This is a genomic window from Vibrio sp., assembly GCF_984391705.1.
In genome coordinates, this window is the sequence record NZ_CFHWOM010000012.1 from 1 (window position 1) to 12622 (window position 12622).

Genomic DNA, 12622 nt, shown 5'->3' on the forward strand with positions numbered 1-12622 from the left:
TGCTAAAATATTGATGTATATCAAATAGTGAAAGGTTGTTATGATTTCTGAAAAGCCTGCAACAAAGCGTGTTCAGTCGGGTGGTTGTGCTATCCACTGTCAAGACTGCAGTATCAGCCAGCTTTGTATTCCGTTTACTCTGAATGAATCTGAGCTTGATCAGCTTGATCAAATTATCGAGCGTAAAAAGCCAATCCAGAAAGGACAAGAACTGTTTAAAGCGGGTGATGAACTGAAATCGCTTTATGCTATTCGCTCTGGCACCATCAAAAGCTACACTATCACAGAGCAAGGTGATGAGCAGATCACAGCATTCCACCTAGCTGGCGATTTAGTCGGTTTTGATGCTATCACTGGTGATGCGCACCCTAGTTTTGCTCAAGCTCTAGAGACATCTATGGTTTGCGAAATTCCATACGAAACTCTGGATGACTTGTCAGGTAAAATGCCAAAGCTTCGCCAGCAGATTATGCGTTTAATGAGCAACGAAATTAAAGGCGATCAAGAAATGATCCTGCTGCTTTCTAAGAAAAATGCAGAAGAGCGCCTTGCGGCATTCCTATATAACCTTTCAACTCGTTTCTCACAACGCGGTTTTAGCCCACGAGAGTTCCGTCTAACCATGACTCGTGGCGATATCGGTAACTATCTAGGACTAACGGTAGAGACTATCTCTCGCCTTTTAGGTCGCTTCCAGAAATCTGAGATTTTAAGCGTTAAGGGTAAGTACATCACTATTCTTGACCATGACGCATTAATGGAATTAGCCGGCGTTTCTAAAGAATCATAACAACATCAATGATGTAGCTCGCATTTCATTATGAAATTGAGCTACATCATACTTCTCTCAACATCCTGCACTTTTTCCTAAAACTCTTCCCCTAACTAAGCTACAGTGATCATATGTTCCTCCTCATGTTACAGGAGTCTATATGAGCATCTATAACAAAATACTCGTTGTCGCTGACATAAATAATGACGAACAACCTGCATTAGCTCGCGCAATGCAACTTGCTGCTAAGAGTCGCTCACCCAGTAAGGTGACTTTCTTTCTCTCTATCTACGATTTCTCCTATGACATGACTTCAATGTTATCTATTGATGAGCGTGATGCAATGCGCCGTGGTGTCATTGGTCAACGCGAACAATGGATGAGCAAAATCGCTAAAGATTATCTTATCGAGGGCGTGGAGTTTGATGTTCGTGTGGTATGGCATAATCGCCCATACGAGGCCATCATTGCAGAAGTGTTTGGTGGAGAACATGACATTGTTATTAAGGGCACTCGAAAACATGATGTGCTTGAGTCGGTTATATTCACCCCAACAGATTGGCACTTGTTACGCAAATGTCCGTGCCCTGTCTTACTCGTTAAGAATTCAGATTGGCCTGATGATGCAAGTATTATTGCTTCAGTTCATGTAGGCTCAGAGAACGACACTCACTTAGGTCTTAATGACAGTATGGTCGAGCAACTTAATAGCTTAACAGAACGCCTGGGAGCGAGCCCTTACCTTGTTAATGCTTACCCTGTTACACCTGCAAACATTACTATTGAGTTACCTGAGTTTGATCCGGCTACATATACCGATGCGGTACGCGGTCATCATTTAACAGCGATGAAGGCGCTGCGTCAGAAACATGGTTACGATGATGAACAAACGATAGTAGAACAAGGTTTACCAGAAGATATAATTCCGGAAGTCGCTGAGCGCTTAAATGCTGCAATGGTGATAATCGGTACAACAGGTCGAACTGGTCTATCTGCTGTGTTCATTGGTAATACCGCAGAACATGTTATTGATAAAATTAACTGTGATGTTCTGGCCTTAAAGCCGCAAGGCTACATTAGCCCTCTCGACCCGAGAACTGCAATCTAACGGTTCGCTCAGACAAAAAAAAAGGAAGATAATGATTATCTTCCTTTTTCTTTACCTAAAGCTTTTAGATGTTGGTGACATCAATAAACATTGACTCATCAATGTTCGTCGATGAGACAATTGCTTCAGTAAACTCATATTCGTCACGATCCCCTTCGCGATCTAGCGGTAGGTTCTCAAAGTCGAATAGATTTTTATCAGCTAACTGGCTTGGACTCACGTTTTGAATCGACTTAAAAATAGCATCAACACGACCTGGTGTTTTCTTATCCCAGTCAATCAACATTGCTTTGATCGCTTGGCGCTGCAAGTTCTCTTGTGAGCCACATAAGTTACATGGAATGATTGGAAACTGCTTATGTTCTGCGTATTTGATTAAATCTTTCTCTCGGCAGTATGTAAGTGGACGAATGACCACATTACGGCCATCATCTGAGCGTAGTTTAGGCGGCATGGCTTTAAGGCGTGAGCCATGGAACATGTTTAAAAACATAGTTTCAACGATGTCATCCATGTGGTGACCAAGCGCTAGTTTCGTTGCACCAATTTTTTCAGCAAACGAGTAAAGTGTGCCACGACGCAAACGTGAACATAAACCACAGGTTGTCTTTCCTTCCGGTACTTTCTCTTTTACAACGGAATACGTATCTTTATCGACGATGTAGTAAGGGATATTGAGAGTTTCAAAGTAATCCGGAAGAATATGCTCTGGGAAACCTGGTTGTTTCTGGTCTAGGTTAACAGCAACAACTTCAAATTTGATTGGAGCAGCCTTTTGTAAGTTCAACAGGATATCCAGCATCGCAAATGAATCTTTACCACCACTGATACATGCCATCACTACATCACCTTCTTCGATCATGTTGTAATCGGTGATGGCATTTCCAACATTTCTTCTCAGACGTTTTTGAAGCTTGTTGAATTCTAAAGTTTCTTTTCTTGTATCTAATTGTGTCATTGCGAGCTCTCACATTGCCGGCTAGGCCGACATTAGGACATCCTAACGTGTTTTATTTGGGGCGAGGATTATACGAGCTTTTTGACAAGGATTAAATGTCTGCTGTTAAATAGGTAGGTAAAATTCGTTTCAACTGGATGAGGAACCCCATGACCAACGAGAAAAATAATGCAACAGAGTCAAAAAAGGCCGCAGTTACGGCCTCTAAATTAGTTAGCTTTTGGCAAATAAGGTAATACTCTAGCGGTTTCTGCTGGGAGTATCATGCTTCCACCTTCTCCAATTTCATCTAATGAGACTTGCGCCTTACCATCGACAATCTGCTTCGTATTACCATTTGAAAATTGAATCGTTGAGTTAAGCTTGTTTGGGAACTCCAGAGTCACACCTTCAACATCAGGCGTAAACCAGCTTGCGAACATACCACCTAGCTGCTCTAAAATAACTTGCATTTGTGGTAGCAAAACTTTCACTTCATCGTAACTGACTTCACCATTCATTGGTTCTTTGGTCATCACAACCATCGAAAAGTCGCAGCGCATGTCCATCGGTGTGTGCACAAATACCAATGGGTTCGCCGAACGTAAGTTGTTATCAAGGGGAACAATCACTTCATTGTACGGAGAAACATTCAATTCTTCATAATGTTCCTCTTTTTCCATCCAAGCTTTCTCTATCTTACATAGTTGCTTTGTATCCGCATTTAAGAAGAAGAAACCAACTTTGACGTCATCATGCCCTTCTTTAGCATTCTGCTTCATGTGGGAATAGAGTTTTGAATAGGTGAACATATATTCTTGGGCGTAACTAGGTATTGCTGCGGTAAAGCCTACTGCAGCGGTCAAAAGAGCTAACGATAGTTTCTTCATTGATTTTATAGTCTTGTTATTTGTCTTTGGAATCGATTAAACGCATTACCACGTTTAACGACTTGTACTGGATTGAGAAGAGTGTTCCCAGAACTTCTTATTATGTCGAATCATACTTTGCAAATCGTTGACGTATGCCTCACCGCGTTCAGAGTATTTCAGCAATCCGTCAGTTAATGCCAGTGCTGCCTCGGTATCCACAAGACTTTTGCCTTGCAAATGGCGCTGATATCTAATCTCTCGAAGTTCAAAGTATGCTTTGTTGCGATTCACATTCATAAAATAGCCATGAATGGACTGCTGCACAGACGAGAACTTTGCCACTTCATGAGTCATTCCTTCAGCTCGCTTAAGCGGAACAAGACCACAACCTTGGCTATAACACCACTGACCAAAGTAGTTGTTGGCTTGAGTTGCAAAACGTGACGTCCCCCATGCAGACTCATTTGCTGCTTGCACTAAGACTAACCCTTCAGGTAGTACATCAACTCTATGTAGCATATTGTCTAGCCAAGATTGAGTAATGCCTTCCTCTGTCAGTGTAACGTTGTACAAGCGCCCTAAACGTTTAGCATAGCTTTCATCACTTGCGGTTAGCGAGTGTGATTTGTAGGACTGCTCTATCAGCTCAAGCCTCTCTCGCTCTTTTCTTACCCGCTGGTTTTCCAGCGCAATGCCTGGTGTTAAATAGTCGAAAAATGCCTGCTTTTTCTCAGTTGTATTTTGAATAGCTGAAAAGTCTGGGGACGAGCCAACCGATTGGGCTAAATCGTTGGAGGCTTGCTCTAAACTTGACGCAGATTTTCGGCGTTCCCGCTCTTCCGTGAGATTTTGTTCGTAGCTATAAAAACTACAGCTGGCAATTAGGCCAGCTGTAGCAATGGCAATGAACTCACCTTTACGCATTGAAGACTTGTGAATCATTGTCGTTGTCATCCTCATCTTTTGGTCGATCTGAAGCAATAATCTTCAGCTTAATTCCAAACATGTTGCGATAAATAATGCCTTTTACGTGGAAGAAGAACGGCAATACAAAGATTAGTCCAATTCCGTAAAGCATCACCCCGACCATAAACATGATTACGATAAAAAAGTAGATGCTCAGTAACGGAAAAATTTTCTTATTTACTGCACGCAAAGAAAGAAGCAGTGATTGCATTGGTGGTACTTGTTTCTCACAAATTAGTAGTACAGAGTTACTGAACGCGAGAGAAAAATACAGCGACAAGAAAGGTAAGATTGTCCCTGCAACGCCTTGAAGAATCAGACTAGCCAAAGTCGCAATAATTACCGGAACTGTGTATTGGAGCCCCTTGCCTATGTGACGAGACTTAGTTGCAAGTCCAGCAGCATGACTCATCGCCATTAAACTAATTCCCGCATAAATAGGCGCGCTGATCACTTCGAAACTAAAGTTTGCGACCATGATGGCACTAAAGATACTTGGATCGAACGCTTCAGGGTCCAAAACTGCGTCAAAAATAATGGATGGATCGCCAAGTTGCAGTTTTAAAGCGATAACAAAAATCGACACTTGAATCGCGATTAACACCATTATGGCGGGTGAAAAAGATAAAAAATTCTTTACCGTATGATTCCAAGCTTCTTTAAGTACCTCACCAGCTTTTAGTTCGTAGTCGCCAGAGAGTGCACGCTCAATACTTCCGCCTAAATTAAAGTCTTTCTCTATGTCGTTATTCATTATTGAATCCGGGCCTAACACTGAAGCTAGGCATACTTGTTGATGAATGCTTTGTTGCAATTAGGAGACATTATACTTAAACGTCTCAAACTCTAAAATCAGATCCTTATCAATTACTTGCTTTCTGGCCTTTATGATTAATAATTGACCACTAAACGCATTTGCAAAGCGTAGATTCCTGATTCAGAGAGAAAAATACCCTACTTTAAAGCATGTAAAAGGTATAGAGAGAGTATGGTAAGAAAAGTTTACTTTTACCTGCAAAAATATTTCTGTTTCATGGTAAGAAAATGCTTTGATTTCACACTTTTGGTGATTATGATGCGCGCCTCTATTTTGTGTAACTACGGGTCACCGCTAAAATAAGCGAAATAATGACCAATGTGGGAGAAAAACAGACGTTGAACGCTAAACAAAAAGCAGGACAGCCAGTTATTCGTCTAACTGGTATCAGTAAAAGTTTCGATGGTAAGGAAATCATCGGTAATCTGAATTTAGATGTAAACCACGGTGAATTCTTAACCATCCTTGGTCCATCAGGTTGTGGTAAGACAACCGTTCTTAGAATGATTGCTGGTTTCGAAACCGCTGACCAAGGTGACATTATTCTGGATAACCAGACAGTGACATCGGTTCCTGCTGAACAAAGGCACGTCAACACTGTATTCCAAAGTTATGCATTATTCCCACACATGACTGTGTTTGAGAATGTTGCTTTCGGTCTACGTATGCAGAAAACACCAGCTGCAGATATTGAGCCTCGTGTAATGGAAGCTTTACGCATGGTTCGCCTAGAGAAAATGGCACAGCGTAAACCCCATCAGCTATCTGGTGGTCAGCAACAACGTATCGCTATCGCGCGCGCAGTTGTGAACAAACCTAAAGTACTATTGCTGGATGAATCTCTTTCTGCCCTAGATTACAAACTACGTAAACAAATGCAGATCGAACTGAAACAGCTTCAGCGCCAACTTGGTATTACTTTCATCTTCGTTACGCATGATCAGGAAGAAGCTCTGTCTATGTCCGACCGCATTATTGTGATGCGAGACGGTGTCATTGAACAAGATGGCTCTCCGCGTGAGATTTACGAAGAGCCTAAGAACCTGTTTGTGGCTCGATTCATCGGTGAAATTAACGTATTCAATGCAACCATGATTGAACGCTTGGATGACAAACGCATCCGAGCTGAAATTGAAGGTGTTGAATCGATTGTTTACTACGATCAAGAAGCACAAACCGGCGAAAAACTACAAGTTCTACTACGTCCAGAAGATCTGCGTATTGAAGAGATCAAAGAATCTGAACAAAGAGGCATTGTAGGTCACGTAACAGAGCGTACTTATAAAGGTATGACGTTAGATTCTGTAATTGAGCTTGAATCTGGCATGCGCGTGATGGTTAGCGAGTTCTTTAACGAAGACGATCCTGATGTGGATCACTCTTTGGGTCAAAAAGTCGCTATCACTTGGGTTGAAAGCTGGGAGGTGGTACTAAATGATAAGCAAGAAGTTTAATCTCCAAAACGCAATCATTGCCCTCATCGTTGGTTGGTTAACACTCTTTGTGTTGATTCCCAACGTAATGATCATCGGTACCAGTTTCCTTACACGTGATGAAGCTAATCTTATCGAGATGACCTTCACGTTGGACAACTACTTCCGTTTGATGGATCCGCTGTACGCGAAAGTATTGTGGCACTCCTTCTACATGGCAATTGTTGCAACACTAATCTGTCTTGTGATTGGTTACCCATTTGCTTATATCGTAGCGAAAATGCCGGAAAAATGGCGACCAATCATGTTGTTTTTGGTGATTGTGCCATTTTGGACTAACTCACTAATTCGTACATACGGCCTGAAGATTGTGCTAGGCACCCAAGGGATTTTAAACAAATCTCTGATGGCGATGGAAATCATCGACAAGCCTATTCGTCTTATGTACACAGAAACTGCGGTTATGATCGGTCTAGTGTACATCTTATTACCGTTCATGATTCTTCCTTTGTATTCAGCAATCGAGAAACTGGACCATACCTACACTGAAGCAGCGAAAGACTTGGGAGCGAATAAATTCCAGATTTTCACCAAGGTAACTTTACCACTGACTATGCCGGGTATTATTGGCGGCTGTTTGTTGGTTCTACTGCCAGCACTAGGTATGTTCTACATCTCTGATCTACTGGGCGGAGCGAAGAATCTATTGATCGGTAACGTCATCAAGAGCCAAGTGCTCAATGCACGAGACTGGCCGTTTGGTGCAGCAACCAGTATTGCGCTAACGATTGCAATGGCAATCATGCTTTACGCCTACTACAGAGCGGGTAAGTTATTGAATAAGAAAGTGGAGCTAGACTGATGGGACGTACAGTTAGATTTAGCTTTATGACATTGGTTTATGCATTTTTGTATCTGCCAATTATCGTACTGATCGTGAACTCGTTTAACGCCAATAAATTTGGTATGAAATGGGGCGGCTTTACCACTAAGTGGTACGAAACCCTAGTAAGTAACGATAGCTTAATGCAAGCAGCATGGCACTCTTTGAATGTAGCGGTATTCTCAGCAACAGCAGCGACAATCATAGGTAGCCTTACGGCAGTTGCCCTCTTCCGTTATTCCTTTAAAGGTAAAGGCGTAGTAAATGGAATGCTGTTTGTGGTCATGATGTCTCCGGATATCGTAATGGCGATTTCATTGCTCGCTCTGTTCCTAGTAATGGGGGCTCAACTTGGTTTCTTAACCTTGTTAGTTGCACATATTACTTTCTGCTTGCCGTTTGTTGTCGTCAGTGTGTACAGCCGTTTAAATGGCTTTGACGTCAAGATGCTCGAAGCAGCAAAAGATTTGGGTGCAAGCGAATGGGTTATTTTGAAGCAAATCATTTTGCCTCTTGCTAAACCAGCAGTAGCAGCAGGTTGGCTGCTGAGCTTTACCCTATCATTGGACGACGTGATTATCAGTTCGTTCGTGACTGGTCCAACATATGAAATCTTACCATTGAAGATCTATTCGATGGTGAAAGTCGGTATTTCACCTGAAGTGAATGCCCTCGCAACCGTGATGCTGATTGTTTCACTTATCTTGGTCGTAACTTCTCAGTTGCTTGCAAGAGAAAAAGTGAAGTAGAATCCGCGTTCAAAATCACGAAACAGAATGGCATGTCGCCATTCTGTTTTTCTATCCAATCTCCATTGTGGAGATACGTTTGGTTTGGAGCTAACGTCAATGAAAAAATGGGCTACTTTATTAGCTGGTAGTGCATGTGCGCTTTCTCTGTTCTCAGGTTCAGTAGCAGCGGACGAAAACAAAGAACTTGTATTTATGAACTGGGGACCTTACATCAACAGTAATATCCTAGAGCAATTTACAAAAGAAACTGGCATCAAAGTTATCTACTCGACTTATGAGTCAAACGAAACTCTGTATGCAAAGCTAAAAACTCATAACCAAGGTTATGATCTTGTCGTACCTTCTACCTACTTCGTAGCTAAAATGCGCGACGAAGGCATGTTACAGAAGATCGATAAATCAAAACTAAGCAACTTCTCTAACCTAGATAAGAACTACTTAGATAAGCCTTACGATCCAAACAACGACTACTCTATCCCTCACGTTGTTGCGATTACTGGCCTTGCAGTTAACGCTGATATGTACGATCCGAATGACTTCACTAGTTGGGCTGACCTATGGAACCCAGAACTTGAAGGGCAACTGATGCTAATGGATGATACTCGTGAAGTGTTCCACATCGCTTTGCGTAAACTAGGTTACTCTGGTAACTCAACAGATCCTAAGCAGATTGACGAAGCGTACGCGGAACTGCAGAAGCTAATGCCAAACGTATTGGTATTCAACTCTGACAACCCAGGCGCACCATACATGTCGGGTGAAGTTGGCGTTGGTATGCTTTGGAACGGCAGTGCTGCAGCTGCTCAAAACGAAGGTATGAACCTTAAACTGGTATTCCCTAAAGAAGGCGGTATCGGCTGGGTAGACAACTTTGCAATTTCATCTGGTGCTAAGAACGTAGATGCGGCGCATAAGATGATCGACTTCCTGCTACGTCCTGAGATTGCTGAGCAGATCTCTCGTGATACTGGTTATCTGACTGCTGTAGCAGAATCTAACGCCAAGTTTAAAGATGTTGCTCCACTGTTCCCTTCTCAGGACGATCTGGACCGCGTTGAGTGGCAAGATTCAGTTGGTGATATGACCGTTAAGTACGAAGATTACTTCCTTAAACTGAAAGCCGGTCAATAACAACACGAAAAACATTAAAATAGGCAGCCTTGGCTGCCTATTTTCGTTATTGGCTGATATAATTTCCGTTTGTACGGCTTGTTGTTCAACAAGCAAGTTAACTCACTGCTTATTCAGAGTATATGGTTGGAGACACCTTATGCTGACTATGCACAGGAAAAACGGAAAAATAATGAAAAGTAAATTCTATGCAAGCGCACTTTGCGCGGCGACATTAATCGCTTCCCCTGCAATGGCTGCTGATCAAGAACTCTACTTCTACAATTGGTCTGAGTACATTCCAAATGAAGTTCTTGAAGACTTTACAAAAGAAACTGGAATTAAAGTTATTTACTCAACTTACGAGTCTAATGAAAGCATGTACGCCAAGTTGAAGACTCAAGGTTCTGGTTACGATCTAGTAGTACCGTCTACTTACTTTGTATCTAAGATGCGTAAAGAAGGCATGCTACAGAAAATTGACAAAGAGAAGCTTTCTCATTTTTCTGATCTAGATACAAACTTCCTAAACAAACCGTTCGACCCAAACAACAGTTACTCTATCCCTTATATCTGGGGCGCGACTGGTATCGGCATTAACTCAGATATGCTAGACAATTCATCCGTGACTAAATGGGATGATTTCTGGGACAGCAAATGGGAAGGTCAGCTAATGCTTATGGACGACTCACGTGAAGTCTTCCACATTGCTCTTACTAAACTTGGCTACTCGCCAAACACCACCGATCCAGATGAAATCAAAGCAGCTTATGAAGAGCTGAAGAAACTGATGCCAAACGTATTGGTGTTTAACTCAGATTTCCCTGCGAACCCATACTTAGCTGGTGAAGTATCTTTAGGTATGCTTTGGAATGGCTCTGCTTACATGGCGCGTCAAGAAGGTGCATCTATCGATATTATTTGGCCAGAAAAAGGCGCTATCTTTTGGATGGACAGCTTAGCTATTCCAGAAGGGGCAAAAAATGTAGAAGCGGCACATAAGATGATCGACTTCCTACTTCGCCCAGAAAACGCGGCTAAGATTGCTCTTGAGATTGGCTACCCTACTCCAGTTGCAACTGCACACGATCTACTACCAAAAGAGTTCGCTAATGACCCAAGCATTTTCCCTCCTCAAGAAGTGATGGAGAGTGGAACATGGCAAGACGAAGTAGGTGAAGCAAGCGTCCTTTATGACGAATACTTCCAGAAACTTAAAGTAGATAACTAAATAAACTGGTTTACACTTATAAAGCGGCATTAGCCGCTTTATTTTTAACTAACAATGACGTATTTTAAATGGTATGGCATATGTAAAGTATCTTCTCACACTTCAAAATCGTGCAATCTTGATAGTTATCTTGATTCTATTCGTATTGTCTATCTCCGTAATAGCTTTGCCTCATATAACTGAGATTGAATCAAACTATGATCTCCTGTTTGAGAGCAACACGTTATTTCTCGTTCTTTATATCTACGTTGTCGGCCGAAAAACCATTCTCAGCAACAACAAGTTAAAATATGGTGTCTGGGTATTAATATTAAACAAGTGCTACGATGTCGTAACCGAGATTCAGTTCTTCGATAACCTCGCTGATAGCTACGAATTTTTTGACACCTTGTTAGAAGACGGCTTCTTGCAGATATCTTTTCTTTTAATCGCTCTAGGCCTTACAGAAATGGCCAGAAAGGTTCAGGAAAGTGCAGCTACGGATGAGCTAACCGGCCTCTACAACCGAAAAAAACTCAGTTCAATTGCATTAGAAAAGTTCGATCTTATCTATTTTGACCTAGATGGCCTTAAGCTGATTAACGACACTAAAGGCCACGCAGTTGGAGATTTAATGCTAATACGTTTTTCCCAAGCTTTATCTGAGTGTCTTTCTGAATCAGAACAGGCATTTCGAATAGGAGGTGATGAGTTTGTGGTTGTTGTTGAGCCCAACTCTGGCACCGCATTTATTTCAAAAGTTGACTCGGTACTTAAAGGTGAAAACATCCAATTTAGCTATGGCATTGAATCAACCACGCGAACACAATTTCGAGAAGCTCTCGTTAAAACTGATCAAGCGATGTATGAAATGAAAAATGCCCAGCGTACAAAACGCTGAGCACCGAGACGAAGTACAATTAGGCTTGTTTTACATTAGAGCTCTGCAAAGACAAAATTTCTTCCACTAACTTTGGAACCTCAATGCTTGCTTTTCCATAGCGCTTCTCTTCAAATTCACTTTCCACAGCACTTGGTTCTAAGTTGATTTCAATTGTGTGCGCGCCATGCATTTTTGCATCATGCACAAAACCTGCAGCAGGATAAACAACGCCTGAAGTACCAATCGAAACAAATAGATCGGCGTCTTCTAGTGACTGGTAGATATCTCCCATACGAAGCGGCATTTCGCCAAACCAAACGACATGAGGGCGCATTTGAGAAGGTATTTGGCAGCAGTGACATAAATCACCAGTCTTTATCTCCCCAAGTTCTTCAATTACCTGATTAGACTCGCTACAGCGCGCTTTTAGCAATTCACCATGCATGTGAATCACATTATTGCTACCACCACGCTCATGCAAGTTATCTATGTTTTGGGTAATGATCGTAACAGTGCCTTCTAGCTGTGACTCCAGTTGCCCTAGCGCAATATGTGCAGCATTGGGTTCAATGTTGGTATCTTGCAGCTTAATGCGGCGTTGATTATAGAAATCCTGAACAAGATCTGGGTCGCGCGCAAAACCCTCCGGCGTCGCAACATCTTCAATTCGATGATCTTCCCATAAACCATCCTGAGCCCGAAAAGTCTGAATTCCTGATTCTGCAGAGATGCCAGCGCCAGTCAGAACAACGACATTACGATACGGAAACTTCATACCACATCCTTATATTTATCCTTTAGCTGTAGCTTAGCACTTCGCTTATAACATCAGAAGTTATGAGGATTAGACCATAGTCGAAAGCGGCAGATTTAAACAGC

Annotated in this window: 13 protein-coding genes; 8 read left to right on the plus strand and 5 right to left on the minus strand. The window is 42.1% G+C overall.

The window, feature by feature from the left end; all coding sequences use genetic code 11:
* Nucleotides 1-40 precede the first annotated feature (40 nt).
* Nucleotides 41-790 (plus strand): fumarate/nitrate reduction transcriptional regulator Fnr, encoded by a 750-nt coding sequence (gene fnr / locus AC4MRV_RS09660; protein WP_491187142.1) that lies wholly within the window; start codon nucleotides 41-43, stop codon nucleotides 788-790.
* A gap of 142 nt (nucleotides 791-932) precedes the next feature.
* Nucleotides 933-1880, plus strand: coding sequence for a universal stress protein UspE (uspE, locus tag AC4MRV_RS09665; RefSeq protein ID WP_491187143.1), 948 nt, complete (start codon nucleotides 933-935; stop codon nucleotides 1878-1880).
* 64 nt (nucleotides 1881-1944) lie between these two features.
* Here uspE and ttcA read toward each other — a convergent pair whose 3' ends face one another.
* The 4 genes from ttcA to AC4MRV_RS09685 form a co-directional block, all read right to left on the minus strand.
* Nucleotides 1945-2838, minus strand: a complete 894-nt coding sequence (ttcA, locus tag AC4MRV_RS09670) for a tRNA 2-thiocytidine(32) synthetase TtcA (protein WP_491187144.1) — start codon at nucleotides 2836-2838, stop codon at nucleotides 1945-1947.
* Between the two features lie 209 nt (nucleotides 2839-3047).
* Nucleotides 3048-3707, minus strand: a complete 660-nt coding sequence (locus AC4MRV_RS09675) for a DUF2987 domain-containing protein (protein ID WP_491187145.1) — start codon at nucleotides 3705-3707, stop codon at nucleotides 3048-3050.
* 54 nt (nucleotides 3708-3761) lie between these two features.
* Nucleotides 3762-4613, minus strand: a complete 852-nt coding sequence (locus AC4MRV_RS09680) for a glucosaminidase domain-containing protein (protein ID WP_491187207.1) — start codon at nucleotides 4611-4613, stop codon at nucleotides 3762-3764.
* Nucleotides 4606-5409: a hypothetical protein gene (locus AC4MRV_RS09685; protein ID WP_491187146.1), complete on the minus strand. Its 804-nt coding sequence runs from the start codon at nucleotides 5407-5409 to the stop codon at nucleotides 4606-4608. The genes AC4MRV_RS09680 and AC4MRV_RS09685 overlap by 8 nt, the downstream gene beginning before the upstream one ends.
* 383 nt (nucleotides 5410-5792) lie before the next feature.
* Between AC4MRV_RS09685 and potA the strand changes: the two genes are divergently transcribed.
* The 6 genes from potA (at nucleotide 5793) to AC4MRV_RS09715 (ending at nucleotide 11761) form a co-directional block, all read left to right on the plus strand.
* Nucleotides 5793-6926, plus strand: coding sequence for a spermidine/putrescine ABC transporter ATP-binding protein PotA (gene potA, locus AC4MRV_RS09690; protein WP_491187208.1), 1134 nt, complete (start codon nucleotides 5793-5795; stop codon nucleotides 6924-6926).
* Nucleotides 6907-7767 carry a spermidine/putrescine ABC transporter permease PotB gene (potB, locus tag AC4MRV_RS09695; RefSeq protein WP_491187147.1) on the plus strand — a complete coding sequence of 287 codons (861 nt, stop codon included), beginning with the start codon at nucleotides 6907-6909 and terminating at the stop codon, nucleotides 7765-7767. The genes potA and potB overlap by 20 nt, the downstream gene beginning before the upstream one ends.
* Entirely contained in the window at nucleotides 7767-8537 is a 771-nt protein-coding gene (gene potC, locus AC4MRV_RS09700) for a spermidine/putrescine ABC transporter permease PotC (RefSeq protein WP_491187148.1), read from the plus strand. Before potB ends, potC begins: the two co-directional genes overlap by 1 nt.
* A gap of 99 nt (nucleotides 8538-8636) precedes the next feature.
* The gene (locus tag AC4MRV_RS09705) at nucleotides 8637-9671 is read left to right on the plus strand and encodes an extracellular solute-binding protein (protein ID WP_491187149.1); all 1035 of its coding nucleotides are present in this window, start codon (nucleotides 8637-8639) and stop codon (nucleotides 9669-9671) included.
* A 172-nt stretch (nucleotides 9672-9843) separates the two neighbouring features.
* A complete protein-coding gene (locus tag AC4MRV_RS09710; protein ID WP_491187150.1) occupies nucleotides 9844-10881 on the plus strand; it encodes an extracellular solute-binding protein in 1038 nt (345 codons plus the stop codon).
* 166 nt (nucleotides 10882-11047) lie between these two features.
* A complete protein-coding gene (locus AC4MRV_RS09715; protein ID WP_491187151.1) occupies nucleotides 11048-11761 on the plus strand; it encodes a GGDEF domain-containing protein in 714 nt (237 codons plus the stop codon).
* 19 nt (nucleotides 11762-11780) lie between these two features.
* Here the strand turns inward: AC4MRV_RS09715 and cobB are convergent, their stop codons facing one another.
* Nucleotides 11781-12518, minus strand: coding sequence for a Sir2 family NAD+-dependent deacetylase (cobB, locus tag AC4MRV_RS09720; RefSeq protein WP_491187152.1), 738 nt, complete (start codon nucleotides 12516-12518; stop codon nucleotides 11781-11783).
* Between the last annotated feature and the right edge of the window lie 104 nt (nucleotides 12519-12622).

Coding starts and splice junctions, on each gene's coding strand:
- AC4MRV_RS09710 (WP_491187150.1), top strand. CDS start 9,844: ATGAAAAGTAAATTCTATGCAAGCGCACTTTGCGCGGCGACATTAATC.
- AC4MRV_RS09675 (WP_491187145.1), bottom strand. CDS start 3,707: ATGAAGAAACTATCGTTAGCTCTTTTGACCGCTGCAGTAGGCTTTACC.
- fnr (WP_491187142.1), top strand. CDS start 41: ATGATTTCTGAAAAGCCTGCAACAAAGCGTGTTCAGTCGGGTGGTTGT.
- AC4MRV_RS09680 (WP_491187207.1), bottom strand. CDS start 4,613: ATGCGTAAAGGTGAGTTCATTGCCATTGCTACAGCTGGCCTAATTGCC.
- potB (WP_491187147.1), top strand. CDS start 6,907: ATGATAAGCAAGAAGTTTAATCTCCAAAACGCAATCATTGCCCTCATC.
- AC4MRV_RS09685 (WP_491187146.1), bottom strand. CDS start 5,409: ATGAATAACGACATAGAGAAAGACTTTAATTTAGGCGGAAGTATTGAG.
- cobB (WP_491187152.1), bottom strand. CDS start 12,518: ATGAAGTTTCCGTATCGTAATGTCGTTGTTCTGACTGGCGCTGGCATC.
- uspE (WP_491187143.1), top strand. CDS start 933: ATGAGCATCTATAACAAAATACTCGTTGTCGCTGACATAAATAATGAC.
- potC (WP_491187148.1), top strand. CDS start 7,767: ATGGGACGTACAGTTAGATTTAGCTTTATGACATTGGTTTATGCATTT.
- AC4MRV_RS09705 (WP_491187149.1), top strand. CDS start 8,637: ATGAAAAAATGGGCTACTTTATTAGCTGGTAGTGCATGTGCGCTTTCT.
- ttcA (WP_491187144.1), bottom strand. CDS start 2,838: ATGACACAATTAGATACAAGAAAAGAAACTTTAGAATTCAACAAGCTT.